Source organism: Methylorubrum salsuginis (assembly GCF_900114375.1).
GTDB classification, from domain to species: domain Bacteria; phylum Pseudomonadota; class Alphaproteobacteria; order Rhizobiales; family Beijerinckiaceae; genus Methylobacterium; species Methylobacterium salsuginis.
In genome coordinates this window covers 15,539-39,840 of record NZ_FOSV01000032.1, presented here as the reverse complement: position 1 = coordinate 39,840, position 24,302 = coordinate 15,539, and the positions used below count along the sequence as shown (strand labels likewise).

Annotated in this window: 22 protein-coding genes; 11 read left to right on the top strand and 11 right to left on the bottom strand. The window is 72.1% G+C overall.

Annotated features, from left to right (window positions below):
• A partial coding sequence (locus BM140_RS23185) for an amino acid adenylation domain-containing protein (RefSeq protein WP_114436019.1) occupies positions 1-1,345 on the bottom strand: 1,345 nt, incomplete at its 3' end.
• 231 nt (positions 1,346-1,576) lie between these two features.
• Between BM140_RS23185 and BM140_RS23180 the strand changes: the two genes are divergently transcribed.
• Complete coding sequence (locus BM140_RS23180) at positions 1,577-3,226, top strand: cyclic peptide export ABC transporter (protein WP_091951589.1); 1,650 nt, start codon at positions 1,577-1,579, stop codon at positions 3,224-3,226.
• Between the two features lie 7 nt (positions 3,227-3,233).
• Here the strand turns inward: BM140_RS23180 and BM140_RS23175 are convergent, their stop codons facing one another.
• The 5 genes from BM140_RS23175 to BM140_RS23155 all read right to left on the bottom strand — a co-directional run bounded on the left by BM140_RS23175 (position 3,234) and on the right by BM140_RS23155 (position 7,429).
• Positions 3,234-3,749, bottom strand: coding sequence for a sigma-70 family RNA polymerase sigma factor (locus BM140_RS23175; RefSeq protein WP_091951587.1), 516 nt, complete (start codon positions 3,747-3,749; stop codon positions 3,234-3,236).
• Positions 3,750-4,160: 411 nt separating this feature from the next.
• Positions 4,161-4,823 carry a deoxyribonuclease V gene (gene nfi, locus BM140_RS23170; protein WP_091951586.1) on the bottom strand — a complete coding sequence of 221 codons (663 nt, stop codon included), beginning with the start codon at positions 4,821-4,823 and terminating at the stop codon, positions 4,161-4,163.
• A gap of 7 nt (positions 4,824-4,830) precedes the next feature.
• Complete coding sequence (ychF, locus tag BM140_RS23165; RefSeq protein WP_091951584.1) at positions 4,831-5,928, bottom strand: redox-regulated ATPase YchF; 1,098 nt, start codon at positions 5,926-5,928, stop codon at positions 4,831-4,833.
• Between the two features lie 79 nt (positions 5,929-6,007).
• On the bottom strand, positions 6,008-6,640 hold the full coding sequence (gene pth / locus BM140_RS23160; RefSeq protein WP_091951582.1) for an aminoacyl-tRNA hydrolase: 633 nt from the start codon (positions 6,638-6,640) through the stop codon (positions 6,008-6,010).
• A gap of 90 nt (positions 6,641-6,730) precedes the next feature.
• A complete protein-coding gene (locus BM140_RS23155) occupies positions 6,731-7,429 on the bottom strand; it encodes a 50S ribosomal protein L25/general stress protein Ctc (RefSeq protein ID WP_091951580.1) in 699 nt (232 codons plus the stop codon).
• A 293-nt stretch (positions 7,430-7,722) separates the two neighbouring features.
• Here BM140_RS23155 and moxG point away from each other — a divergent pair, with 293 nt between their 5' ends.
• Both moxG and BM140_RS23145 read left to right on the top strand, forming a co-directional pair.
• Positions 7,723-8,316 (top strand): cytochrome c(L), periplasmic, encoded by a 594-nt coding sequence (gene moxG, locus BM140_RS23150; protein ID WP_091951578.1) that lies wholly within the window; start codon positions 7,723-7,725, stop codon positions 8,314-8,316.
• A gap of 129 nt (positions 8,317-8,445) precedes the next feature.
• Positions 8,446-9,459, top strand: coding sequence for an SDR family oxidoreductase (locus tag BM140_RS23145; protein ID WP_091951576.1), 1,014 nt, complete (start codon positions 8,446-8,448; stop codon positions 9,457-9,459).
• A 62-nt stretch (positions 9,460-9,521) separates the two neighbouring features.
• On the opposite strand, the gene BM140_RS23140 is transcribed toward BM140_RS23145, so the two are convergent.
• Complete coding sequence (locus tag BM140_RS23140; RefSeq protein ID WP_091951574.1) at positions 9,522-9,911, bottom strand: response regulator; 390 nt, start codon at positions 9,909-9,911, stop codon at positions 9,522-9,524.
• A 213-nt stretch (positions 9,912-10,124) separates the two neighbouring features.
• Here BM140_RS23140 and BM140_RS23135 point away from each other — a divergent pair, with 213 nt between their 5' ends.
• The 3 genes from BM140_RS23135 to BM140_RS23125 are packed head-to-tail and all read left to right on the top strand — an operon-like array spanning position 10,125 to position 12,969.
• Entirely contained in the window at positions 10,125-11,102 is a 978-nt protein-coding gene (locus BM140_RS23135; protein WP_091951597.1) for a glycine betaine ABC transporter substrate-binding protein, read from the top strand.
• On the top strand, positions 11,072-12,256 hold the full coding sequence (locus tag BM140_RS23130) for an ABC transporter permease subunit (RefSeq protein WP_425287084.1): 1,185 nt from the start codon (positions 11,072-11,074) through the stop codon (positions 12,254-12,256). The genes BM140_RS23135 and BM140_RS23130 overlap by 31 nt, the downstream gene beginning before the upstream one ends.
• Positions 12,253-12,969 (top strand): ABC transporter permease subunit, encoded by a 717-nt coding sequence (locus tag BM140_RS23125; protein ID WP_091951572.1) that lies wholly within the window; start codon positions 12,253-12,255, stop codon positions 12,967-12,969. The genes BM140_RS23130 and BM140_RS23125 overlap by 4 nt, the downstream gene beginning before the upstream one ends.
• Before the next feature lie 122 nt (positions 12,970-13,091).
• On the opposite strand, the gene BM140_RS23120 is transcribed toward BM140_RS23125, so the two are convergent.
• The gene (locus BM140_RS23120; RefSeq protein ID WP_091951570.1) at positions 13,092-14,273 is read right to left on the bottom strand and encodes a L,D-transpeptidase family protein; all 1,182 of its coding nucleotides are present in this window, start codon (positions 14,271-14,273) and stop codon (positions 13,092-13,094) included.
• 74 nt (positions 14,274-14,347) lie between these two features.
• On the bottom strand, positions 14,348-15,337 hold the full coding sequence (locus tag BM140_RS23115) for an extensin family protein (RefSeq protein ID WP_091951593.1): 990 nt from the start codon (positions 15,335-15,337) through the stop codon (positions 14,348-14,350).
• Between the two features lie 195 nt (positions 15,338-15,532).
• Here BM140_RS23115 and BM140_RS23110 point away from each other — a divergent pair, with 195 nt between their 5' ends.
• A complete protein-coding gene (locus BM140_RS23110) occupies positions 15,533-17,614 on the top strand; it encodes a M3 family metallopeptidase (RefSeq protein WP_091951568.1) in 2,082 nt (693 codons plus the stop codon).
• Between the two features lie 121 nt (positions 17,615-17,735).
• Here BM140_RS23110 and BM140_RS23105 read toward each other — a convergent pair whose 3' ends face one another.
• Entirely contained in the window at positions 17,736-17,993 is a 258-nt protein-coding gene (locus tag BM140_RS23105) for a hypothetical protein (RefSeq protein WP_131803938.1), read from the bottom strand.
• A 366-nt stretch (positions 17,994-18,359) separates the two neighbouring features.
• Here BM140_RS23105 and BM140_RS23100 point away from each other — a divergent pair, with 366 nt between their 5' ends.
• Genes BM140_RS23100 through BM140_RS23085 form a run of 4 tightly spaced genes read left to right on the top strand, consistent with a single transcriptional unit; the run spans position 18,360 to position 23,237 of the window.
• Complete coding sequence (locus tag BM140_RS23100; protein WP_091951564.1) at positions 18,360-19,454, top strand: molybdopterin-binding protein; 1,095 nt, start codon at positions 18,360-18,362, stop codon at positions 19,452-19,454.
• Complete coding sequence (locus BM140_RS23095; RefSeq protein ID WP_425287083.1) at positions 19,442-21,457, top strand: molybdopterin biosynthesis protein; 2,016 nt, start codon at positions 19,442-19,444, stop codon at positions 21,455-21,457. The genes BM140_RS23100 and BM140_RS23095 overlap by 13 nt, the downstream gene beginning before the upstream one ends.
• Complete coding sequence (gene mobB, locus BM140_RS23090) at positions 21,454-21,990, top strand: molybdopterin-guanine dinucleotide biosynthesis protein B (RefSeq protein WP_091951559.1); 537 nt, start codon at positions 21,454-21,456, stop codon at positions 21,988-21,990. Before BM140_RS23095 ends, mobB begins: the two co-directional genes overlap by 4 nt.
• Complete coding sequence (locus BM140_RS23085) at positions 21,990-23,237, top strand: molybdopterin molybdotransferase MoeA (RefSeq protein WP_091951557.1); 1,248 nt, start codon at positions 21,990-21,992, stop codon at positions 23,235-23,237. Before mobB ends, BM140_RS23085 begins: the two co-directional genes overlap by 1 nt.
• Here the strand turns inward: BM140_RS23085 and BM140_RS23080 are convergent.
• Positions 23,219-24,223, bottom strand: a complete 1,005-nt coding sequence (locus BM140_RS23080; RefSeq protein ID WP_244535601.1) for a substrate-binding domain-containing protein — start codon at positions 24,221-24,223, stop codon at positions 23,219-23,221. The genes BM140_RS23085 and BM140_RS23080 overlap by 19 nt on opposite strands.
• Positions 24,224-24,302: the final 79 nt, after the last annotated feature.

The following is a 24,302-nucleotide window of genomic DNA, read 5'->3' as shown; positions in this document are numbered from 1 at the left end:
CCGCCGCCTCGCGGCAGCGCGGATGGGCCAGCAGATGCGCCTCGACCTCGCCGGGCTCGATGCGGAAGCCCCGCACCTTCACCTGCGCGTCGATCCGGCCGAGATAGCTCAGCGAGCCGTCGGCGCGCCGCACCACCCGGTCGCCGGTGCGGTAGAGCCGCCCGCCCGCGGCCCCGAACGGGTCGGGCACGAAGCGCGCGGCGGTCTCGGCCGGCGCGCCGACATAGCCGCGGGCGAGGCCGTAGCCGCCGATGTAAAGCTCACCCGGCACGCCGATCCCGACCTCCTGCAGCGTCTCGTCGAGGACGTGGGCGGTGCGGGCGCCGACGGGCGTGCCGATCGGCAGCCAATCCGCGCCGTCCCAGGCGGTGGCGGGCGTGTCGGGATCGATTGTCAGCAGCAGCGGGGTGATGACGGTCTCGGTCGGGCCGTAGCCGTTGATGATCCGGGCCGGGGCGAAGGTGTCGCGCACCGCCTGGAACGCCTCGATGCCGAAGGCTTCGCCGCCGGCGGTCCACGAGCGCATCGGCAGCGGGCCGCCGCCGCTGGCCTGCGCCTGCGCCTGCGCCTCGGCGAGGCTGGTGAGCAGCGCCGGCGACATGCCGGTGACGGTGACGCCCTCGGCCCGGATGGCGTCGAGGGTATCCTCGGCGGTCCAGCCGCGGGGCTCGCCGATGACGAGGCGCCCGCCATGGAACAGGGCGGCGAGCCAGGCCTCGGTAGCGCCGTCGAAGGAGAGCGCGATGAGATGCAGCACCCGGTCGTCGCCGGTGAGGCCGTAGCGGGCGCCCACCGCCTCGGCATGCATGGCGAGCGGCCCGTGGGCGACGGCGACGCCTTTCGGCTGGCCGGTCGAGCCGGAGGTGAAGATGACGTAGGCGAGTTGGTCCGGGTGGATCGCGACGCCGGGCTCGGTCGTGGGTCCGGCGAAGGCGTCCGGCTCGTCGAGGCGCAGGGTCGGGCAGGCGGCGGGGGCCTCGCCGGGGACATCGGTGAGGAGCAGGCGAGCTTGCGCCTGGCGGATGACGGTGCCGCGGCGCTCCAGGGGGGCTTCCGGATCGACGGGCACGTAGGCGGCGCCGGCCTTGAGCACGGCCAGGATGGCCACGAAGGCGTCCGGAGAGCGGGTGAGGCGCAGCGCAACGCGGTCCTCGCGACGGACGCCGCGGCGGATGAGGGCATGCGCCAGCGCGTTGGCGCGAGCGTTCAGCGCGACATAGGTGAGGCGCCCCTCGCCCTGGATCAGGGCGATGCGGTCGCCTTCCACCGCGGCGACCCGCGCGCTCACCGGAAGGAACGGAGGCGCCCATTCCTCGGTCTGCGCGGGGACCGTCCTCAGTGCCATGCCTCTGGCCATGCCCATGCCGTGCGACCGCTCCCGGAACGGCCGGTTGCCCGGCCTCTCGACGGCAGGACGGACGGGGCATCAGGAAATTTAGCGGGAGATGCCCGAAACAGCGCGAAGACGCCCGATCGGCCTCGCTTTTGTCGGGGGGCGCGCGTTTCTCGAACCGAAACGACTAAATTCTTCGCCGGCCCGCGCGTCCTGAATGGCAAACGATCCGCCGGAGGGGCGATGCAACCCGAGACCTCGGCCGCGCCCCCGGACAGGGGCGCGCTTCTTCGGATCCTGGCGCAGTGCCCGCGGCATCTGCTCGTCCTAGCGCTGGGGGCGAGCCTGGCGGCGGCGGCGGCCGGCATCGGCATGGTGGCGGCGGCCAACGAGATGCTGGCCGGGCGCCACGATCCGCAATGGCTGGCGGCGGGCTTCGCGGCGGCGGCCCTGCTGGGGCTCGCCGGGCGGGTCGGCGGCGGGATGCTGTTCGCGCGCCTCGGCGAGGGCGTGCTCCTCGACATCCGCCGGACGCTGGCCGGGCGGGTCGCGGCGGCGGAGTTCGCCCGGGTCGAGCGGCTCGGCGCGTCGCGGGTCCAGTCGGTGATGACCGACGACGCCGCGCGGGTGGCCGACTTCCTCGTCGCCTTCCCGAACATCGTGATGAACGCCGTGATCGTGGCGGGCTGCCTCGCCTATCTGGCCTGGACCTCGCTCGCCGCCTTCGCGCTCGCGCTGGCGACGATCCTGGGCGGCTCGCTGGTGTTCCATCTCGGCCATGCGCGGGCGCTCAAGGAACTCGACCGGGCCGGCACGGCGCAGGACGAGCTGTTCGCGCACTTCGACGGATTGTTCAGCGGCGCCAAGGAGTTGAAGCTCAACCGCGAGCGCTCCGAAGCCTTCCTGAAGCTCTCCCTGGAGCGCAGCATCGAGGAGATTCGGGCGCACCGCCTGCGGGGGCTGCACATCTACGTGGCGGCTGCCGCCATCGCGCTGTTTCTGGTGCACGCCCTGGTCGGCGTGCTGACCTTCGGCACGTTCTCGGGGGCCGGCTCGATCGTCGTGTTCCTCTACCTGATGATGCCGCTCGATGCGCTGCTGAACAACCTGCCCAACGCTCAGCAGGCGCGGGTGTCGATGGGGCGGATCGACCGGCTGATGGCGGCGGTGGCCGAGCCGGAGCCGGTGCTAACGCGCGCTCCCGCAACGGGTTTTCGCGAACTGCGGCTGGCGGGTGTACGCCACCGCTACTACCGCGAATCCGAGGACGGGATGTTCGAGCTGGGGCCGATCGATCTCGCGTTCCGGCCGGGCGAGGTGACGATCCTGATCGGCGGCAACGGCAGCGGCAAGACCACGCTGGCCAAGGTGCTGACCGGGCTCTACCGGCCGGACGGCGGCTCGATCCTGCTCGACGGGGCGCCGATCACCGAACTCGATCGTGCCCGATTGCGACGGCTGTTTTCGGCGGTCTTTTCGGATTTCCACCTGTTCCCGACGCTGGACGGCCTGAGCGGGCCGGGCGCGGCCTTGGACGCGCAGGCCAACGCCCTCATCGCCAAGCTCGAACTCGGCCACAAGGTCTCGGTGACGAACGGCGTGCTCTCGACCCGCTCGCTGTCGCAAGGGCAGCGCAAGCGCCTCGCCCTGGTGGTCGCCTATCTGGAGGACCGGCCGTTCTACCTGTTCGACGAGTGGGCCGCCGACCAGGACCCGGCCTTCCGCGAGGTGTTCTACCGCAAGCTGCTTCCCGAATTGCGGGCCCGCGGCAAGGCGGTGCTGGCGATCTCCCACGACGACCGCTACTTCGACGTCGCCGACCGCTGCGTGAAGCTCGAGAACGGCCGGCTGGTGGAGGCCGGGATGACGCCGGCCGCGCAGGCCAGCGCATGAGCGGACCTCAGACCGCCGCTGCCCGGCAGAGCGCGGTGGCGTCGCGGATCATGAAGTTGACGAGCGTCGGCGAGACGCCGGCGCGGGCGGCGATGTCCTTCTGCGGCACGCCCTCGATGCGGTGGGCCAGGAACGCCTCGCGGGTGCGGGCGGGGGCCTGGTCGAGCGCCCGGATCGCCAGCCGCAGCGACTGGCGCGCCTCGAGCCGGCGCAGCGGGCAGTCGCAGGGGGCGGGCACCGCGTCGCCGGCCTCGGACGGGGCGCTGCGGCGGCATTCGCGACCGGACTGGCGCACCGCATCGATGGCGGCGTTGCGCACCATCCGCCGCAGGAAGCCCGCGGCGTCGGCGATGTCGGCGGTGACGCCGTTCTGGCAGACCTTGAGGGCGACGTCCTGCACCACGTCCTCGGCCCGGGCGCCGCAGCGCACCACCCGGCGCGCTGTCTCCACCAGTTCCGCCCGCTGGTGGAGCAGCACCTCCAGCAAGACGGCGGTCGTTGCGTCCTTCGTTCTCGTCGGCATCGCGTCCCCTCAATGCGTGCGGCGTCTCGGGACCGCCGCATCGATCAAGTGCCCGTGGTGCCGAGCGTAACGCCGGCTCCTATACTCGCGGCACTTACCATTGGGCTCGAATGACCACAACAAAGACTCGACCTATAGGTTGCATGATGGAATTATTATAGATTGAAAGGCTCATTGGAACGAAAATAAACTTTATAATAAAAGACGCTCGGGACAAGGACTTGCCGCCGCCGGATGCGCAGGAGCGGAGCCGCGAAGGCGGGGGGCGCGCGCCGTCGATCCGACCTCCCCTTCGGGCAATCCTATTACTTGAAGTTGTCTAGCTGGTTCGGGTGCGGATTGTGGTCGTGCCGCTGCGCCGGGACTCCGAGGGGATGCGGCGTCCGCGCGGGTCCGCCGACCGGCGGCGTTTCAGAAAGCGCCCGCCGCCCGGTGGGCCAGCCGGATCGGTTCCGGAAGCCGGTATTGGGGGGTGCAGGCGAGCACCAGGGCGACCGCGCTCGGGATGTCGGCGAGATGCCCCGGCGAGATGAACAGCGGCAGCGTGCCGGTGCGGGCGCGGACCACCGCGCCGATGGTCTCGCCGCGGTGGATCAGCGGAACCTGGGCGCCCTTTCCTTCCGCCAGCGGCGCATGGGTGCCAACGAGGCGGGTCTTGCCGACGCCGACGGTCGGGCGCTCCAGCCACAGGCCCATATGGCTGGCGATGCCGATGCGGCGGGGATGGGCGATGCCCATGCCGTCGAACAGGAAGGCGTCGGGCTCGATCTTCAACCGGCCGAGGGCCTCCTCCAGCACCGGCCCCTCGCGAAAGCTGAGGAGGCCGGGCATGTAGGGAAACGGCGTCGGCCGCTCCGCGGTCGCCGTCTCGACCAAGAGGAAGCCGGGAAAGGTCACGACCACCACCGCGGCGCGGGAGCGCTCGTTCTTCACGCTGACATCGACGCCCGCCACGAGGCGGACGCTCGCGAGGTCGATGGCGCGATCCGCCACCACCTCGCCTCGCAGCCGCTTCTGCAGCGCCACCGCCTCGGACGGCGTCAGGTCCCAGGCGTGGCGCGGGTGGAGGTGCAAGCCGGGATCAGTTGGCGAAGCGGAAATGCAGCACGTCGCCGTCCTGCACGACGTAGTCCTTGCCTTCCAGCCGCAGCTTGCCGGCATCGCGCGCGCCCGACTCACCGTTGAGGGTGGTGTAGTCCTTGTAGGCGATGGTCTCGGCGCGGATGAAACCCTTCTCGAAGTCGGTGTGGATCACGCCCGCGGCGGCCGGCGCCCGCGTGCCCTTGGTGATCGTCCAGGCGCGGGCCTCCTTCGGGCCGACGGTGAAGTAGGTGACGAGGCCGAGCAGGTCGTAGCCGGCGCGGATCACCCGGTTGAGGCCGGGCTCGGTCAGGCCGACCGCCTCCAAAAACTCGCCCTGGTCGGCCAGGGGCATCACCGCGATCTCGCTCTCGATCTTGGCCGAGACCACGACCGCCACCGCGCCCTCGGCCTTGGCCCGGTCGAACACGGCTTGAGAATGGGCGTTGCCCTTGTCGGCATCGCCCTCGTCCACGTTGCAGACGTAGAGGACGGGTTTGGCCGTCATCAGGCCGAGTTGCTGAAACAGCCGCTCCTCGTCGGCCTTGCGCTCGACGAGGCGGGCGGGCTTGCCGTCGCGCAGCAGCGGCAGCGCCCGGTTGACGAGGTCCAAAAACTCCTTGGCCTCCTTGTCGGAGCCCTTGGCGCGCTTCTCCAGGGCGACGACGCGCTTTTCCAGGCTGTCGAGATCGGCCAGCATCAGCTCGGTCTCGATGGTCTCGATGTCGGCGATGGGATCGACCTTGCCCTCGACATGGGTCACGTCGCCGTCCTCAAAACAGCGCACCACGTGGGCGATGGCATCGACCTCGCGGATGTTGGCCAGGAACTGGTTGCCGAGCCCCTCGCCCTTGGAGGCGCCGCGCACGAGGCCGGCGATGTCCACGAAGGTCAGCCGCGTCGGGATGATCTCCTTCGAAGTGGCGATCTTGGCGAGCGCGTCGAGGCGCGGATCGGGCACCGCCACCTCACCGACATTCGGCTCGATGGTGCAGAACGGATAATTGGCGGCCTGCGCCGCCGCCGTCTGGGTCAGCGCGTTGAAGAGGGTCGACTTGCCGACGTTCGGCAGGCCGACGATGCCGCATTTGAAGCCCATGGCTGGTCCTACGAGTCTAAGCTGATCGGTCGGGAGCCGCGCCCGGTTGCGGGCTCCATCGGATTCCGGCGTCGCCGTGTCAATTCGCGTCGCGCGCTTTCGCCTTCCCGGCTTCCGCCGGCGTCTTCACCGTGTCCCAGCCGCGACCGGCCATGGCGAGGTGGACCTTGTTCTGGAAGCTCGCATCCTCGCCCGCGGCCATCACGGCGGCGTGGTCGGCCACCGCCCGGCACAGATCCTCGACCCAGGGCTCCTCCGACTTGGCGAAGTCGTTCAGCACGTAGGCGTGCACGAGCGCCTTGTCGCCGGGATGCCCGATGCCGAGGCGGACCCGGCGATAGTCGTTGCCGCATTGGGCGGTGATCGAGCGCAGGCCGTTATGGCCGGCATTCCCGCCGCCGAGCTTCACCCGCAGCTTGGCGGGCGCCAGATCGAGTTCGTCGTGCAGCACGATCACGTCGGCGAGCGCGATCTTGAAGAAGCGCTGCGCCTCGCCGACCGAGCGGCCGGATTCGTTCATGAAGGTCTGCGGCTTCAGGAGGATGGCGCGCTCGGAGCCGAGCACGACCTCGGCGGCCTCGCCCTGGAAGCGGCGGCGGAACGGGGCGGCGCGGTGGACGCGGGCGATCTCGTCGATCGCCAGGAAGCCGATATTGTGGCGGTTGCGCGCGTAGCGCGGGCCGGGATTCCCTAAGCCGACGATGAGCCGCATGCGATGCCCCGCTCCACATGAAAATGCCCCGGCCGGGCGGCCGGGGCATCGTGTTCGATCGACCGGGCGCGCAACGGCGCCCGGACCGGATCACGCCTTGTCCGAATCCTCGGACTTCTCGTCGGACTCGCCCTCGGCCGCCTCGGCTTCGGCCTTCTCCTCGGCCGCCTCGGCGGACTGCGCCTCGGCGATCGCGGCCTCCTCGGCCTCGACCTCGGCGCCGAGCACCGTCGGCGGGACGATGTTGGCGACGGCGTCGGTCGGCTCGCCGGTATAGGTGCCAGCCGGGATCTTGATGTCGGAGACGTGGATCGCGTCGCCGATCTCGCGGCCGGTCAGGTCCACCTCGATCGCCTCGGGGATCTGGTCGGGGGCGACCTCGATCGAGAGCGTGTGCTGCGCCACGTTGAGCGTGCCGCCGTTCTGCTTGATGCCGGGCGCGGCCTCCTCGTTGAGGAAGTGCACGGGCACGTCGACCGTCACGGTCTGGCCGGCGACGACGCGCAGGAAGTCGACATGCAGCGGCACGCCGGAGACCGGGTCGAGCTGGTAGTCGCGCGGGATCGCGCGGACGTTCTTGCCGCCGACCTTGATGTCGAACAGCGTGGTCTTGAAGCCGCCGGCGTAGATCAGCGTGCGGGTGCGGATGAGTTCGATGGCGATGGCCTGCGGAGCCTGGTTGCCGCCGTAGATGACGGCGGGAATCTGGCCCTGGCGACGAACGGCCCGGGCGGCCCCCTTGCCGACCCGGTCGCGTGCCACGGCCTCAAGCGACTTCGATGCGCTCATGGCGTGATCCTTCAACAGAAAATTGGAGCCGGAGAAAACGACAAAGGCCGCCCGAAGCGGACGGCCCGACCGATCCCCAGCGCGCCCGTGCCTCCAAGGGTGTCTCAAGGGCGCAGGGTCGCGGATACAGGCAAAGACCGTCCGTTGCAACCGTCCTGGCCGGGTCGGGATCGCCCTCGCCGTCCGGCGGGCAGGTCGATGGCTACGAATGCCCTTGCCATTTAATCCAGTAAAACTATTGTTTTTCTTGCGCGCATTACAAATAAAATTCTCATAAGGAAACGAAGAGTCTCATGACACTCAATCGAACCCCGTGCCTCGCCGCGGCTATCCTTGCCCTCACCTGGTTCACCTCGGCCGCCGACGCGCAGCCGGCGTCCGCGCCGCAGAGCGGGATCGTGCTGCGCAACACGATCACCGGTGAGGCCATGAGCACCGCCGAAGGCAAGCCCGGCGGACGCGACACCCAGGCGGTGAAGACGTTCTTGGAAACGGGCAAGAACATCTACATCGACGACAAGTCGTGCCTGCGCAACGGCGAGAGCCTGTTCCTGACCTCGTGCTCCGGCTGCCACGGCCACAATGCCGAGGGCAAGGTCGGGCCGGGACTCAACGACAATTACTGGACCTACCCGCTGAACACGAGCGATGTCGGCCTGTTCTCGACGATCTGGGGCGGCGCCAACGGCATGATGGGGCCGCATAACGAGGATCTGAACCCCGACGAGATCCTGCAGGTCATCGCCTGGATCCGGCACCTCTATACCGGGCCGGTGCAGGACGCCGCCTGGCTGAACGATGCGCAGAAGAAGGCCTACACGCCCTACAAGTCCGGCGAGACCATGCCGGCGGACGCCAAGGGACAATGCCCGCCCCTGAAGGACTGATCTCGGGGGCGCCGTCCGGTCGCTGCTCGGCGGCCGGACGGCGGTGCCGCGCGTCACCGTCCTGCGACAGCGCGCCCCGCAACGACGGCCCGCGCCCGTGGTTCCTCCGGCTCGCATAGAGGAGCCGCCATGGCCACCGAGGACACCCCGCGCAATCCGCTCTCTCGCCGCCAGCTCGTGGGAGGCGTCGGCGGCCTCGCCCTCGCGGCAAGCGGATCGGTCGCAGCCGCCGGCACCGCGGCGGCGCAGGAGCCCGCAGGCCCGGCGCTGACCGACCCGATCGGTAAATATCCCAAGCCGCCGTTCAAGCGGCAGTCGCAGCCCTGGCCGGGGCTGGCCGGCCGCATGGAGCCGAAGCCCGACCACGGCGAGACGAGCTATCGCGGATCGGGCCGGCTCGCCGGGCGAAAGGCGCTGATCACCGGCGGCGATTCCGGCATGGGCCGGGCGGCGGCCATCGCCTTCGCCCGCGAGGGCGCGGATGTCGCCATCAACTATCACCCGGACGAGGAGCCGGATGCCCGCGAGGTGATCGCGATCATCAAGGCGGCGGGCCGGACGGGCGTGGCGATTCCCGGCGACCTGCGGGACGAAGCCTTCTGCCGCGATCTGGTCGAGCGGGCGGTGCGGGAACTCGGCGGTCTCGACCTTCTGGTGAGCAACGCGGCCCGCCAACAGGCGCACGATTCGATCCTCGACATCTCCAGCGAGCAGTTCGACTGGACGATGAAGACGAACGTCTACGCGCCGTTCTGGATCATCAAGGCGGCGCTGCCGCACCTGAAGCCGGGCTCGGCGATCATCGCCACCACCTCGGAGCAGGCGACCGACCCGACGCCCGACCTCTACGACTACGCGCAGACCAAGGCGGCGACGACGAACTTCGTGCGCTCGCTCGGCAAACAGCTCGCCAAGAAGGGGATCCGGGTCAACGGCGTGGCGCCGGGCCCGATCTGGACGCCGCTGCAGGTCTCGGGCGGGGCCTCGATGGAGAAGCTGGAGACGTTCGGCGCGACGACGCCGTTCGGCCGCCCCGGCCAGCCGGTGGAGCTCGCCGGCATCTACGTCCAGCTCGCCGCCTCCGACGGCAGCTACGCCACCGGCCAGGTCTACGGCGCGGCGGGGGGCAACGGGCTGCCGTAGCAGGCCCGCTTGCCCGGAAGGCACCGTTCCGGATCGGCGGATCCGGGACGATGCCGCGGCGATCAGCCCTGGGCGGCGACGATCGCCGAGATCAGGGTGCGCTTGAGATCGGCCTGGCTGAAGGGCTTCTGCACCACCGGACGGTCGCGGAACGGCTCGCGGATGCCCGCGCCGCCGTAGCCCGTGGAGAACACGATCGGCAGGTTGCGCTCGGCGATGGCCTCGGCGACCGGGTAGATCGGCTCGCCCGCCACGTTCACGTCGAGGATGGCGACGGTGAAATCCTCCCCGCGCGCCATCTCCAGGGCGGTTGCGAGCCGCGCGGCCGGGCCGACGATCTCGCAGCCGAAATCGAGGAGCATGTCCTCGAGCAGCATCGAGATGGCGGCCTCGTCCTCCACCACGAGCACGCGGGCGCCCGTCAGACGATCCTCGTTCGAATCCACACTCACGCCGGGTCGTCTTCCCTCAGATCCGTTTTCGCTGCGGACGGCCCGAGGCCGCTCCGATCGCATCCGTCAGACGATTGCGGCAAGGCGACACCCGCCGCTCGGCGCGGCCCGTCCCCCATCCGGCTCCCGCCCCGGCTCAGGGCAGGGGTCGCTTGGAAAGACGGACGTGTCAAGCACCGCCGACCGGTCGTGCATGCTATCGTGAACGCCGCGATGTTAGTCCGAGATACATTTCTCCGTCCCTGTTGCCCGAAGGCCGTCCCCGGCCTCCGCCGCCGCGCCCTGATCGTCGGCGCGGGCGCCGCCGGCCTCGCCGCGTCGCTGCCCCGTGGGGCGGGTGCGGCGGATGCGCGCCCGCTCGTGATCGGGTCGAAGAGCGACACCGAGGGGGCGATCCTCGGCCACCTGATCGCCGGCGTGCTCGAAGGGATGGGACTTCCCGTCGCGCGGCGCCTCGGCCTCGGGCCGACGCTGATCGTACGCTCGGCGCTGCTGTCGGGCGAACTCGACCTCTATCCCGAATATACCGGCAACGTGGCCTTCTTCTCCGGCACCGAGACGGACCCGGCCTGGAAGGCGGGCGAGACGGCCTACGCCGCGGCCCGGCGCCTGGACGGCGCGCGCGGGCTCGTCTGGCTCGGGCGGGCGCCGGCCGACAACACGTGGTGCATCGCCGTGAACGGGGCTCTGGCCCGTGCGGAGGCTCTGGCCAGCATGGCGGATTTCGCCCGCGCGGTGCGCGCCGACCGCATCCGGCTCGCCGCCTCGACCGAGTTCGTCGAGAGCCCCGCCGCGCTTCCGGCCTTCGAGGCGGCCTACGGCTTCCGCTTGCCGAGCGCCCGCATCGTCAGCCTGCCCAGCGGCGACACCGCGGTGACGGCGCGGGCGGCGGCGGAAAACATCAGCGGAATCAATGCCGGCATGGTCTACGGCACCGACGGGGCGCTGTCCGCCCTCGACCTCGTCGTGATGAGCGATCCGCAGCGCGCCCAGATCGTCTACGAGCCGGCCCCGGTGATCCGGGCGTCGATCCTGGAGCGGCACCCGGCGATTCCGGCGGCCCTCGATCCGCTCTTCGCCGCCCTCGACGCCGCGACCCTGCGCCGCCTCAACGCCGAGGTCGCCGTCGAGGGCCGCACCGCCGAGGCGGTGGCCGCCGCATGGCTCGGGCCGCGGGCCGCGGCGCGATGACGATGGCGGTCTCGGGGGCGCGGGCCGCCCTCCCCCGGCTCGCGGCGGCGCTCGTCCTGCCGCTGGTGCTGGCGAGCCTGCCGCTGCTGCATCTCGCGCCGAACCGTCTCGTCACCGGCGCGCCGATCTCCGCCGCCGTTCTCGGGCCCTGGCTGTGGCCGCTGCTGGCGCTGGCCGCGACCGGTCCCGCGCTGGTCGCGTCGGCCCGGGGGCGGGTCGGCGCGGGGCTCGGCCTCCTCGCCTGCGCCGGTGGCCTCGCCCTGCTGCTGGTCGGCCTCGGCACTGGCGCGTCCGAGCTTCTGGCCGGGCAACCGCCGGCGGCGCGGGCGCGGCTCGCCGCCGGGGCGTGGCTCGTCGGGCTCGGCCTCGGCGCCGGAATGGTGTTCGGGATGCGCGCGAGCCGCCTCCCCGCCCCCGGCTGGCTCGCGGCCGTCGCAATCCTCGCCCTGACCGCCGGTCTCGGTGCGGCGGGGAGGCTCGACGCCCTTTCCCTCACAGTCGAATTCCACGCCCGGCGCGACGGCCTGGCGCGGGCGATCCTCGATCATCTCGCCCTGTCGGGCGGCGCCCTGATCCTCGCCGGCCTCGTCACCGGGGCGCTCGGGGTCTGGCGGCGCGGGCGCGGCGCGGTCGATCTGCTGGTCGGCGGCGTTCAGGTGGTGCCGGCGGTCGCCCTCCTCGGCGGCCTGGTCGCGGCGGCCTCCGCCGTGCTGGCCTTGCTGCCGGGCCTGCGCGCCGCCGGCCTGTCGGCGCTCGGCGCCGGCCCGGCGCTGATCGGCATCGCCGCCTACCTGCTGCTGCCGCTCTGGCGCGGGCTGCAAGGCGCCCTGCGCGCGCCCGATCCGGCGGCGCTGGACGCCGCCCGCGCCCTCGGGCTGACCCCGCGCCAGACCCTGACGGCCTTGCGCCTGCCCCTGGGCGCCGGCCTGTTAATTGGGGGATTGCGGGTCGCGGCGGTTCAGGCGCTCGGGCTCGCCACCCTGGCACAGCTGGTCGGCGCGGGCGGGCTCGGGCGCCTCGTCTTCGACGGGATGGCGCAATTCGCCCCCGACCTGATCCTGCTCGGCGCGCTGCCGGTGATCGCCCTCTCGCTCGCGGCCGAATCGGCCCTGGCGGCCCTGGAGGCGGCGGCGCGCCGCCGCTGGCCGGCATGAAGGCGGCGTGTCGTTCGGCCCTGGCGCCGCTGCTCCTCGCCCTCGCGCTGGCGGCGGCGAGCCATCCGGCCGTGGCCGGTCTGCTCGCGGGCGGCGGATCGCGCCCGCTCGCCGTGGACCGCCTCGGGGAACTGGCGATCAGCCATCTCGCGCTCGCCGGACTCGGCTTCCTGATCGTCGCCGCTCTCGGGCTCGGGCTCGGCATCGCGGCCACGCGGGAGGCCTTCGCCCCCCTGCGCGCGGGCATCGATACCCTCGCGGCCTTCGCGCAGAGCCTGCCGCCTGTCGTCGTCGTGGCGCTCGCCCTGCCGGTGCTCGGCTTCGGCGGCCCGCCGACCCTGCTGGCGCTCCTCGCCTACGGCCTGATGCCGACCCTACGCGGCACCGTCGGCGCCCTCGATGCGGTCTCGCCCGAGGCCCGCGCGGCGGCCGAGGCCATCGGGCTCACCCGCCGCCAGATCCTCACCCAGGTCGAGCTGCCGCTCGCCGCCCCCGGCCTGATCGAGACGTTGCGCACGGCATCGATCCTGTCGATCTCGGTGGCGGCAGTCGGGGCGCTGGCCGGCGCCTCGACGCTGGGCACACCGATCCTCGCCGGCCTCCAGAACCAAAATGTTTCGGGGTTGCTGCAAGGGACGGCGGCCACCGCCGCCTTGGCGTTTCTGGGGGATGCGATGCTGCTCGCGATCGGCGGGTTTCTGACGCGGGAGTGATACCGATCGGCGATGATCCCGACGCATCGCCGGTTGCCCCCGCGAGGGAGGTGCGGCGGGCGTCCGCAGGACGCACGGAACAGAACCATCGGTCCCGTTCCGGGCCGCTCGGTATGAACCGCCTACTTGTCCAGGAACTCGACCTTCGCGCCTTTCACCGTGTGGCTCGCCAGATCGCGGGCGTCCCAGTTCGTCAGGCGGATGCAGCCATGCGATTCCGTCTTGCCGATCTTCTCCGGCTCCGGCGTGCCGTGGATACCGTAGGATTCGATCGACAGGTCGATCCAGACGAGGCCGACCGGATTGTTCGGGCCCGGATGGATCGAGAATTTCCGGTTCGTCTTCACACCCTTGAACTTGTACTTCGGATTGTACGTGTACCATGGGTCGAAGGCGACGGCCTTCACCTTGGCGGTGCCGTCCGGGGCAGGCTTCTCGCTGCTGCCGATGGAGGCCGGGTAATCGGCCGTGAGCGTGCCGTCCTCGGCGTAGGCCCGCACCCGCTTCGTCCTCTTGTCGACCTCGATGCGGGAGACCTTTGGCGCGAGCGGCGCGCCCTCGACCTTGCCGTCGCCGGTCGGCGGCACCGCGGCGACGATCAGGGAGCCGCCGGCCTTGTCGAGCGCCACGCCCGGATTGAGCGCCGAGAGCAGGTCGCGCTGCATGTGGAAGCGCTCGGCCAGCATCTCGCGGGTGTTGGTGTAGCGCATCGGCCCGACATCGGCCTGCTCCTCCATCTTCGCCGGCATCGTCTCGACGAAGGGGCCTTTCACGTCGGCTTCCGTGATCGCGTAATCGGTTACGACCGGGTCCGGGCTCGTCCCCTGAAGCTTGTCGAACAGCGCGCGGGTGAGCCTCCCGTCGGCGGGCAGCCCTTGCGCCGCCGCGAAGGCTTTCAAGGCGCCGCGCAGGTTCTCGCCGTCGCGTCCGTCGATGGCGCCCGGCGAGAAGCGGGCGCGGTCGAGCAGAACCTGCACCTTGATCAGAAGCGGATCGGGCCGCTTCGTCTCGGTCTTTCGGGCGCGCTCGGCCTTATCCTTCGCCTTACGCTTCGCCTCACCCTTGGCTTTACCCTTGCCCTCACCCTTGGCCTTGCCGTCCTCCGGCCGATCCTCGGAGGGCCCCTCCGGCTCGCGGAAGACGGCGCCGTTGATCGCTTCCTTGGTCAGGGCCGGCGCGGCCGCTTCCGGCCTTGCGGCTTGATTGGCGGCCTCCTGGGCGGGTTCGGGCGCGGCGAGGGCCGGAAGGCTCGCGCCGAGGAGGGGCAGCCCGACCAGGGCACCCCGCATCCATGACCGCACCATCACCCGTCCGTCTCCGCTGCACGATGGCAGGAGAAATGACCGATCAGCGCCGCCGTTCCCGCGGCGAAGCATCACTATTGGCAGAGGCGATGGCCGGCGTTGCGCTCGCGCTCGTCGAGATGGAGATGGTTGCCATGCGCCGCGTCGCTGCCCGGCCCCAGGACGGTGCGGAAGAACTGGCAGGCGCTGGCCCTGGCCGCGGCGAGGAACGCCGCCTCCGGCGTGCCCTCGGCGGCGGCGCTCACCTTGATCGCCGGGCGTTTGGCGAATCCGTAGCCCATCACGTCGATGGCGTTGGCGAAGCTGTGCTCGCTGAGCTTGGCCTCCGTGTCGTGGTTCTGGCCGCGGCAGACATAGGTGCCGCCGAGCGACAGGCTCTTGAGCGAGTCGTCCAGCTCCTTGCGGGATGCGGCCTGCACCTCCGTGGTCCAGCGGGCGAGGGCCTCCGCCGTGCGGCAGGTCAGGGTCGCGGCGGGCTCCAGGGCGATCCCGTCGGCGAGCGCCGTGACGCTCAAGGGGTGTGGCGCGCCGCACTGGCCGTTGCCCAGCGGCGGCACCGCCTCGAACCGGGCGCCGAGCCGCTCCAGCCGGCGCAGGCAGGCGGCATCGTCCGGGGCCGCGACCTTGAGCGCCAGGGCCGCCTCCCCCGACAGCTCCGGCGGACGGGTGGGCGGCAGCGGCGCCTCGGGGGCCATGGCCGGTGCGACCGTCCTGGCCTCGGGCTCCTTTGCCCCCTCCCCGACCGGCTTCGGCCCCGGTTCCCTGGCGGTGCCGAGTTCCGGCGGGCGTTCGGGCGGGAGCGGCGCGATCTGCGGCGATGGGGGGACGAGGTCGGCCGGCCGCGCGGGCGGCTCCGGTGGCGGCAACGGCACGGTGGCAGCCGGAGGGCTGGCGCCGCGCTCGACCACTTTGAGCCGGGACGCGTCTCCGAGCTTTTGTCGGGCCGCGCTTTCTTTCGACGAACCGGCATCCGCTTGGCCGGACAGCGCTCTGGCCGGTTCCGCCCCGGCGGGACTCGCGAGGCCGATGGCGGTCAGCAGGCAGGCGATCGCGACAGGACTCATGCCCCGGACTTTCCCGAACGCCTCGCACAGGAGGCCGATCATCCGTGATCCGTCGGCGATCCCCGGCAGGCAAGGACGCCGGGGCCACGCCCGCCGGCAATCGTGACGGGGCCGCCCTGCCGACGGGCCTTTTGCGTACGAGGGGCGGCAAACCTATGCTCGGCGCCGAGCCGCGCTCCGAAGGGTTTTTGACGCATGACCGCCGACACCGCACGCGATCCGAGCACCGACGCCGCGGGCGCGAACCCGTTCGAGGCGGCCGAGTGGTCGACGCCCTTCGGCCTGCCGCCCTTCGAGGCGATCCGGCCCGAGCACTACGTGCCGGCCTTCGCCGATGCCCTGAAGGCGCACGAGGCGGAGATCGTCCGGATTACCGGCAACCCCGAAGCGCCGAGCTTCGACAACACGGTCGCGGCCCTCGAGCGCTCCGGCAAGGCGCTGGAGCGGGTGGCCAGCGTGTTCTTCAACCTCTCCGGCAGCACCACCAGCCCGGAATTGCAGGCGATCGAGCGGGCGGTGGCGCCGCAGCTCGCCCGGCATTCGAGCGCGATCTCCCTGAACCCGGAGCTGTGGGCGCGCCTTTCGGCGATCGATCCGGCGGCCGAGGGGCTCGATGCCGAGCAGGCGCGCGTGCTCGACCGGACCCGCACCCGCTTCCGCCGCGCCGGCGCCGACCTCGCCCCCGACGCCAAGGCCCGCATCGCCGAGATCGCGACCCGGCTCGCCGAACTCGGCACGCAGTTCGGCCAGAATCTCTTGGCCGACGAGAACGGCTTCGTCCTGCCGCTGGAGGGTGAGGAGGATCTCGCCGGCCTGCCGCCCTTCCTGCGCGACGCCACGGCCGCTGCGGCCGCGGAGCGCGGCGGCCGCCACAGCCACGTCGTCACCCTGTCGCGCTCGCTGATCGAACCGTTCCTCGTCTTCTCCACCCGCCGTGATCTGCGGGCGCGGGCCTACGAAGCCTGGACCCGCCGGGGCGAGAACGGCGGCGAGACCGACAACCGCGGCCTCATCGCCGAGATCGTGCGGCTGCGCGCCGAGCGGGCGCGGCTCCTGGGCTTCAAGAGCTATGCCCATTTCCGCCTCGACGACACCATGGCGGCCTCGCCCGACGCCGCCATGGCGCTGCTGCGCGACGTCTGGACCCCGGCGCTCCGCCGGGCCGGGGAAGAGCGCGAGCGGCTTCAGGCGCTGGTGCGGGCCGAGGGGCACGATTTCGCCCTCGAAGCCCACGATTGGCGCCACTACGCCGAGAAGCTGCGGAAGTCCGAGCACGATCTGGACGAGGCCGAGATCAAGCCGTACCTGCCGCTCGAAGGCGTGATCCAGGCGGCGTTCGACACCGCTTCGAAGCTGTTCGGCCTCTCGTTCGAGGAGGTCGCCGACCTGCCGCGCTACCATCCGGATGTCCGCGCGTGGCAGGTGCGCGACGCCGACGGCGCCGAGATCGGGCTGTTCCTCGGCGACTACTTCGCCCGGTCCTCCAAGCGCTCCGGCGCCTGGATGAGCGCCTTCCGCTCGCAGGAGCGGCTCGACGGCGACATCAAGCCCATCATCGTCAACGTGATGAACTTCGCCCGCGCCCCGCGCGGGGAGCCGACGCTGCTCTCCTTCGACGACGCCCGAACCCTGTTCCACGAATTCGGCCACGGCCTGCACGGCCTGCTGTCCGACGTGACCTACCCGCTCCTGTCGGGCACCGCCGTCTCCCGCGACTTCGTGGAACTGCCCTCGCAGCTCTACGAGCACTGGCTGGAGCAGCCGGAGGTGCTGCGGGCGCATGCCCGGCACTACCGCACCGGCGAGGCGATGCCCGACGCGCTGCTGCAGCGGCTGCTCGCCGCCCGCACGTTCAATCAGGGGTTCGCCACGGTCGAGTATACGGCCTCGGCCATCGTCGACATGACCCTCCACCTCTCGGCGGCCGGGGAGGACGGGCTCGACGTGCTGGCCTTCGAGGCCGACGCGCTGAAGCGCATCGCCATGCCGGCGGAGATTTCCATGCGGCACCGCTCGCCGCATTTCGCGCATATCTTCTCCGGCGACGGCTATGCCGCCGGCTATTACAGCTATCTCTGGTCGGAGGTGCTCGACGCCGACGCCTTCGACGCCTTCCGCGAGGCCGGCGACATCTTCGATCCCGAGACCGCGGGCCGCCTGCGCCGCTACGTCTACGGCGCGGGCAACCTGCGCGAGGCCCGGGAGGCCTACACCGCCTTCCGCGGCCGTCTGCCGAGCATCGAGCCCCTGCTGAAGAAGCGGGGGCTGGCGGCGTAGCCCACGATGCGGAAAACTGGAGTCTGGTTTTCCGGAAACATCGTGCGAACACAAGGCGCCGGAGCGTGCTGTTTCCGATGAGGAAGCAGCATGCTCCGGCGCATCGGCCGGGCGAGACCGGTCAGGCGGCGTCCCGCATGCCGCCGCGCATGGACAGGTCGATCGGCCCCTCGAGCACCGGCAGGGGCTTGGCTTCGCGGTTGGCCTTGTTGCCGTAATGGGCCCGTAGCAGCGTGGTCCGGTCGCGCAGATGCGCCTCGACCCGGTCGTTGATCCGGCCGACCGGGCCGGTCAGGGCGTCGAACCCGGCGGTGAGGGCACGGGCGACCGCACCGGTGCCGGAGGCGATGACGTCGCCGATCTTTCGCAGAATGCTCATCGTGATCCGCTCGAGGTGGGGGTTTGCGGCGGGAGATAGGGCGACGTCGCCGGCGCCGAACGCGGCCGAACGTTGCATCCGACGCCGGGAACCCAGTGCAGGCACCCGTCTTGTACGAGGTTGTTCGTCGGTCGCCTTCGGTTGATCTGTGTCGCGACGGTCGTGAATCTCGGTACGATTACGGTGACGACTTCATCCCCGTCGCCGAGATTTTCAACAACGCGGGTCGTGATCGACGACGCTTCGGCCGGGCCGCGCCGGGCGCGGGCACCGGAACCTTGATCATCCCGAGGGGATGGCGCATCGCTTCCCCATGACACACGCAACGCTGCGACGGCGGAAGGCGGCATCCCTCCGGGCGCCTGCATGAGGCGGTCGGCCTCCGCGGCCCTGATGCCGCTCGATGCCGCCCGAGCGCTGCTTCTCGGTCTGGCCCGGCCGGTGGCGGCGCAGACCGTGGCGCTCGCCGAGGCATCCGGCGGCCTCGCGGCCGAGCCGGTCCTCGCGCCCCGCGACGTGCCCGCCACCCCCACCGCCCTGCGGGACGGCTACGCGGTCGAGGCCGCACTGTTCGGCGGCGCCTCGCCCTACGCCCCCGTGCGCCTGCCCGGCGCCCCCGTCTGGGTCGAGGCCGGCGACGGCTTGCCCGCCGGAACCGACGCGGTGTTGCCGCCCGAGGGGCTCGAAGGCCGCGACGCGGTGGCGGAGGTGTTCGTGCGCGAGGGCGTGCGGGAGGCCGGCGGCGACTTCCGGATGGACGAGGCCCTGCTCGAAGCGGGCGAGCGGATCGCGCCGCGCCACCTTCTGGCGCTCGCCAGCTGCGGCCTGTCGGCGATCCCGATCCGGCGCCCGCGGATCGCCCTCGTCGTCACCGGCACCCCGGCGCCCGACGCGCTGTCGCCCTTCCTCACGGCGCTGATCGCGGGGCAAGGCGGCACGACCGCGACCGTCGCGGTTCCGGACGCGCCCGAACCCATCGCCGAGGCGATCCTCGCCGCGCAGGCCGACGCCGTGCTGGTGATCGGCGGAACCGGCTTCGGGCGGAGCGACCACAGCGCCGCCGGCCTCGCCCGCGCCGGCCGGCTGCTGGCCCACGGCCTCGCCCTGCGGCCGGGGGAGACCGCCGGGCTCGGCGAGGCGGCGGGGCGCCCGGTGCTGCTGGTGCCGGGTGCGCCCGAGGCGGCGCTCGCGGTGTTTGTCACGCTCGCCCGGCCGCTGCTGGCGGCCCTGTCCGGCACCGCCCCGCCGACGGGCCGGCCCGCCGTCCTCGCGAAAAAAGTCGCGTCCGGCATCGGGTTGAGCGAGATCGTCTATCTGCGCCGCTGCGCGGACGGGGTCGTGCCGCTCGGCGGAGTCGATCTGCCGCTGCGGCAGCTGGTGGATGCGGACGCGGTCCTGCTGGTGCCGCCGGAGCGCGAAGGCTATCCGGAGGGGACGACAATCGAGGTTTGGGATTGGTGAGCGGACCCCAAGGCAATCCCCAGGACGCCCCGGATCGCGACACCGAGGATTTCATCCGCCGCCTCGCCGCCGCGGCGCGCCAGGAGCAGTTTCTGACGGTGGTGAGCCGCGAGGACGCGCTCGCCGCCTTCCGCGCCGCCGTGCCGCACGCCGCGCTGGCGCCCGAGATGGTGCCGCTCGCCCAGGCCCTCGGCCGGGTGCTGGCGGGCGATGTCGCCTCCCCCATCGACGTGCCGCCCTTCGACCGGGCGCTGGTGGACGGCTTCGCCCTGCGCGCCGCCGACACCGAGGGCGCCGCCCCGTCGCAGCCGCGACGGCTCGCCCTCAACCGCGAGATCCTGGCCTGCGGCGTCGCCCCGGCCCTTCCCGTCGCGCCCGGCACCGCCACGCCGATCGCCACCGGCGGCGTAATCCCGCGCGGCGCCGATGCCGTGGTGATGGTGGAGCAGACCGAGTTCGACGAGGCGAGCCTTGTCATCGACGTGTCGGCCCCGGTCCGCCCCGGCCAGTTCGTCGGGTATGCCGGCGCCGACATGGCGCTCGGCGAGACGGTTCTGCGCAAGGGCCTGACGATCACCGCCCGCGAGATCGGCATGCTGGCGGCCTGCGGGCTGGCCGCCGTGCCGGTGGTGCGCCGCCCGCGCGTGGCGATCCTCTCGACCGGCGACGAGTTGGTGGCGCCCGGCAGCCCGCTGCGGCCCGGCGCGATCTACGATTCGAACGGGGCCATCGTCGCGGCCTCCGTCGCCGAGAACGGCGGCGAGCCGGTCGCCCTCGGCATCGTCCGCGACGACGAGGCGGCGCTCGAAGAGGCTCTGCGCGGCGCGCTCGCCGGCCACGACCTCGTGGTGCTGTCGGGCGGCACCTCCAAGGGCGCGGGCGACGTGTCCCACCGCATCCTCGGCCAGTTGGGATCGCCCGGCATCCTCGTCCACGGCGTCGCGCTGAAACCCGGCAAGCCGCTCTGCCTGGCGGTGGCCCAGAACACACCGGTCGTGGTGCTGCCGGGCTTCCCGACCTCGGCGATGTTCACCTTCCACGAATTCGTCGTGCCGCTGATCCGCGCGCTCGCCGGCCTGCCGCCGCGGGAGGAGCAGGCGGTGGCGGCCTGCGTGCCGCAGCGCGTCCCGTCCGAACTCGGCCGCACCGAGTTCGTGATGGCCTCCCTCGGCCGTGGTCCCGAGGGGCCGGTGGCCCTGCCGCTGCCGAAGGGCTCGGGCTCGGTCACCGCCTTCAGCCAGGCCGACGGGTTCTTCGCGATCCCCGCCGCTCGCTCCGGGCTGGAGGCGGGTGAGGCGGTCTCGGTGGTCCGCCTCGGCGCGGGCGTGCGCATGCCCGACCTCACGATCGTCGGCAGCCATTGCGTCGGCCTCGACCGGCTGGTCGGGCTCCTGGCCGAACGCGGCTTCACCGCCCGTACCGTCTGGGTCGGCTCGGCCGGCGGGCTCGCGGCGCTTCGGCGCGGCGAATGCGACTTGGCCGCGATGCACCTGCTCGATCCCGAGACCGGCCGCTACAACGCGCCGCTCCTCGACGACGGCATGCGCCTCGCCCCCGGCTGGCGCCGCTTGCAGGGCGTGGTGTTTCGCGAGGGCGACGGACGGTTCGAGGGGCGCAGCGCCGAGGCCGGGATCGCCGCCGCCCTCGCCGAGCCCGACAGCGTGATGGTCAACCGCAATGCCGGATCCGGCACGCGCCTCCTCGTCGATGGCCTGCTCAAGGGCGCGCGGCCCGCGGGCTTCTGGAACCAGCCCCGCTCGCACAACGCCGTCGCGGCCGCGGTCGCGCAAGGAAGAGCCGATTGGGGCGTGGCCATCGCCAGCGTGGCGAAAGCCTACGGCCTCGGCTTCCGGCCGCTGACGGAAGAGCATTACGACTTCGCCTACGCGGGCGGGACGGAAGACCGCCCGGCGCTCGCCGCCTTCCTGTCCCTGCTCGGCGCGCTGGAAACCGCGGCGGCGCTCGAAAAGCTCGGCTTCACGCCGGTGGGAGAGGCCAGATGAGCGGGCTCAGGGTGATCGGCCTCGCCGGCTGGAGCGGGGCGGGCAAGACCACGCTGCTGTCCCGGCTGATCCCGCTCCTCGTGTCCCGTGGCGTGCGCGTCGCCACGCTCAAGCACGCCCATCATGCCTTCGACGTGGATCATCCGGGCAAAGATTCGCATGTCCACCGACAGGTCGGCGCCAGCGAGGTGATCGTCTCCTCGTCCCGGCGCTGGGTGCAGATCCGCGAGGTCGACGAGGGGGAAGAGGCGCGCCTGCCCGACCTGCTGCGGCGGCTGACGCCGGAGGGCCTCGCCCTGGTGGAGGGCTTCAAGCGCGAGGCCCACCCCAAGCTCGAAGTGTTCCGCGACGCCAACGGCCGCCCGCCGATCCACCCCGACGACCCGCGGATCGTCGGCATCGCCAGCGACATCCCCTTCCCGGAGGCCGGCGTGCCGGTGGTCGGGCTCGACGACATCGAGGCCATCGCCGATCTGGTGCTGGCCCGCGCCGAGCCGCTCGACGCGGTGCTGGCCCGGCTGGAGTCCGTGTGATGGCGCAGCTCACCGACGATTGCTTCGCCTTCGGCGGCAAGCTCATGGTGATCGAGGAGGCGGTCGCCCGCATCGCCGAGCGCTTCCCGGTCATCGCCGGCACCGAATCCGTGCCGCTCGGGGAGGCCGACGGGCGCATCGCGGCGCGGGACGTCTTCGCCGAACACGCGCTGCCGCCCTTCGCCAACTCGGCGGTGGACGGTTACGCCGTGCGCCATGCCGACCTCGCACCCGGCGCCGAGACCGTGCTGCCCGTCACCGGCCGCCTGCCGGCGGGCGCGGCTGCGGCGGAAGCGTGGCCCGGCGGGGCGATCCGCATCTTCACCGGCGCACCGATGCCGTCCGGCGCCGACACCGTGTTCATGCAGGAGGACGTGACCCGCGACGGCGATCGGGTCGCCCTGCCGCCGGGGCTGAAGCCCGGCGCCAATGCCCGGCCCGCGGGCGAGGATCTGGAGCGCGGCGCGCTCGCCATCCCGGCCGGACGGCGGCTGCGCCCGCAGGATCTCGCGCTGGCCGCCGCCACCGGCCATGCCCGGCTCGATGTGCGGCGGCGGCTGAAGGTGGCGCTGTTCTCCACCGGCGACGAGCTGGTCGAGCCCGGCGCAGGCCTGCGACCCGGCGCGATCCACGATTCGAACCGGGTGCTGCTCGCGTCCCTGCTGAGCCGGCTCGGCTGCGCGGTCTCCGATCTCGGCATCCTGCGCGACGACGCGGCAACCCTGCCGGGCCATCTCGCCCGAGCGGCCGAGGGCCACGACCTGATCCTCACCTCCGGCGGCGTCTCGACCGGCGAGGAGGACCACGTGAAGGCCGCGGTCGAGGCGATCGGACGGCTCGTGATGTGGCGCCTCGCGGTCAAGCCCGGCCGGCCGGTGGCGGCGGGGTTGGTGGCCGGCACGCCCTTCATCGGGCTCCCGGGCAATCCGGTCGCAGTCTACGTCACGCTGCTGTTCGTGGTGCGCCCGCTGCTCGCCGCGCTCAGCGGCGCGCGCCACGAGCCGCCGCAGGCTTTCTCCGTGCGCTCGGATTTCTCCTACAAGAAGAAGCAGGGCCGCCGGGAATTCGTTCGCGTCACGCTCGCCCACGGACCGGACGGCCTGATCGCCAAAAAGTTTCCCCGCGACGGGGCCGGCGTGCTGACCTCGCTCACCGGCAGCGACGGCCTCGTAGAACTGCCCGACGACGCGCTGGGCGTCGCGCCGGGCGATCCGCTGGCCTTCTACCCTCACGCCTCGCTCTGGTAGGCCTCCGGCGGAGCGTAGCCTGAGACCGCGCCGGCACGGCGGCGGATCAGGTCCTGCAGCGGCGCCAGCCGCGCGGGCGGCAGCGAGACGCGGGCGGCGAGGTAATAGGTCTCCCAGCCGAGAAGCCGGTAATCGAGGGCGAAGCGCTCGGCCACCGCGCGGGTGCCCATGCCGACATCCGCCGCCCCGGTGGCGATCAGCGCGGCCACCGCCTGATGCGTGAACTCTTCTGTATGGTGCCCGACGATCGATTCGAGCGGCACGCCGGCCTCCCGGCACAGCCGCTCGAACCAGATGCGGGTGCCCGCCCCCCGCTGCCGGTTCACGAACCGGGCTCGCCGCGCGGCGATGTCCTCGACGCCCGTGAGCCGCAGCGGGTTTCCGGGGGCGAACAGCAGGCCCTGCTCCCGGCGAAACAGCGGCGCGACGGCGAGGTCGGCATCGCGAAACACCCCGTCGAAGGGCGGCGGCGGATCGTCGTCGCTGCCGTAATGGAAGCCCGCGGCCTCGACTGCGCCCTCGCGCAGCCGCGCCAGCGCGTCGAGGCTGCCCGCCACCATCAGGTCGATCTCGGGCCGCGACTCCACCGCCTCCAACAGCAGCGGATCGTGGCTCGCGGCCAGCCGGATGCGGGCGACGTCCGGCTCCATCAGGCGGCGCAGGCCGTCGCCGAGCGCCATCTCCTCGGCGGCGAGCGCCGGCCCGAGCCGCACCTGCGAGGCCTTGAGCAGGGCGAGCAACCCGGCGCCAAGCGGCGTCAGCACGCTGCCGTGGCCCTTGGTCTTCACCGCCGCCGGGCGGCCGAGGGCGTGTTCGAGCGCCGCGAGTTGACCCCAGGCCGAGCGGTAGGACACGCCGAGCTCCTCCGCGACGCCCTGAAGCGAGCCGGTGCGATCGAGCGCCTCCAGCAGCGCCTGGGTCGGCCCGATGGCGATGTCGGCCCGGCCGCCCCCCGCCCGGCCGTCGATCCGGAGGCTCACCCTCATATGCAAGCGCTTTCCTATTGATCTTCTCATGGAGGGCGTAGCATCCGACGCGGCAAGGCGCATCCCCCGCGCCGACGGC

Bases quoted from the DNA above. Each gene is read 5' to 3' on its own strand.
- BM140_RS23180 (WP_091951589.1), top strand. From the start codon at position 1,577: ATGCAACCCGAGACCTCGGCCGCGCCCCCGGACAGGGGCGCGCTTCTT.
- BM140_RS23175 (WP_091951587.1), bottom strand. From the start codon at position 3,749: ATGCCGACGAGAACGAAGGACGCAACGACCGCCGTCTTGCTGGAGGTG.
- ychF (WP_091951584.1), bottom strand. From the start codon at position 5,928: ATGGGCTTCAAATGCGGCATCGTCGGCCTGCCGAACGTCGGCAAGTCG.
- pth (WP_091951582.1), bottom strand. From the start codon at position 6,640: ATGCGGCTCATCGTCGGCTTAGGGAATCCCGGCCCGCGCTACGCGCGC.
- BM140_RS23155 (WP_091951580.1), bottom strand. From the start codon at position 7,429: ATGAGCGCATCGAAGTCGCTTGAGGCCGTGGCACGCGACCGGGTCGGC.
- moxG (WP_091951578.1), top strand. From the start codon at position 7,723: ATGACACTCAATCGAACCCCGTGCCTCGCCGCGGCTATCCTTGCCCTC.
- BM140_RS23145 (WP_091951576.1), top strand. From the start codon at position 8,446: ATGGCCACCGAGGACACCCCGCGCAATCCGCTCTCTCGCCGCCAGCTC.
- BM140_RS23135 (WP_091951597.1), top strand. From the start codon at position 10,125: ATGTTAGTCCGAGATACATTTCTCCGTCCCTGTTGCCCGAAGGCCGTC.
- BM140_RS23130 (WP_425287084.1), top strand. From the start codon at position 11,072: ATGGCTCGGGCCGCGGGCCGCGGCGCGATGACGATGGCGGTCTCGGGG.
- BM140_RS23125 (WP_091951572.1), top strand. From the start codon at position 12,253: ATGAAGGCGGCGTGTCGTTCGGCCCTGGCGCCGCTGCTCCTCGCCCTC.
- BM140_RS23120 (WP_091951570.1), bottom strand. From the start codon at position 14,273: ATGGTGCGGTCATGGATGCGGGGTGCCCTGGTCGGGCTGCCCCTCCTC.
- BM140_RS23115 (WP_091951593.1), bottom strand. From the start codon at position 15,337: ATGAGTCCTGTCGCGATCGCCTGCCTGCTGACCGCCATCGGCCTCGCG.
- BM140_RS23110 (WP_091951568.1), top strand. From the start codon at position 15,533: ATGACCGCCGACACCGCACGCGATCCGAGCACCGACGCCGCGGGCGCG.
- BM140_RS23105 (WP_131803938.1), bottom strand. From the start codon at position 17,993: ATGAGCATTCTGCGAAAGATCGGCGACGTCATCGCCTCCGGCACCGGT.
- BM140_RS23100 (WP_091951564.1), top strand. From the start codon at position 18,360: ATGAGGCGGTCGGCCTCCGCGGCCCTGATGCCGCTCGATGCCGCCCGA.
- mobB (WP_091951559.1), top strand. From the start codon at position 21,454: ATGAGCGGGCTCAGGGTGATCGGCCTCGCCGGCTGGAGCGGGGCGGGC.
- BM140_RS23085 (WP_091951557.1), top strand. From the start codon at position 21,990: ATGGCGCAGCTCACCGACGATTGCTTCGCCTTCGGCGGCAAGCTCATG.
- BM140_RS23080 (WP_244535601.1), bottom strand. From the start codon at position 24,223: ATGAGGGTGAGCCTCCGGATCGACGGCCGGGCGGGGGGCGGCCGGGCC.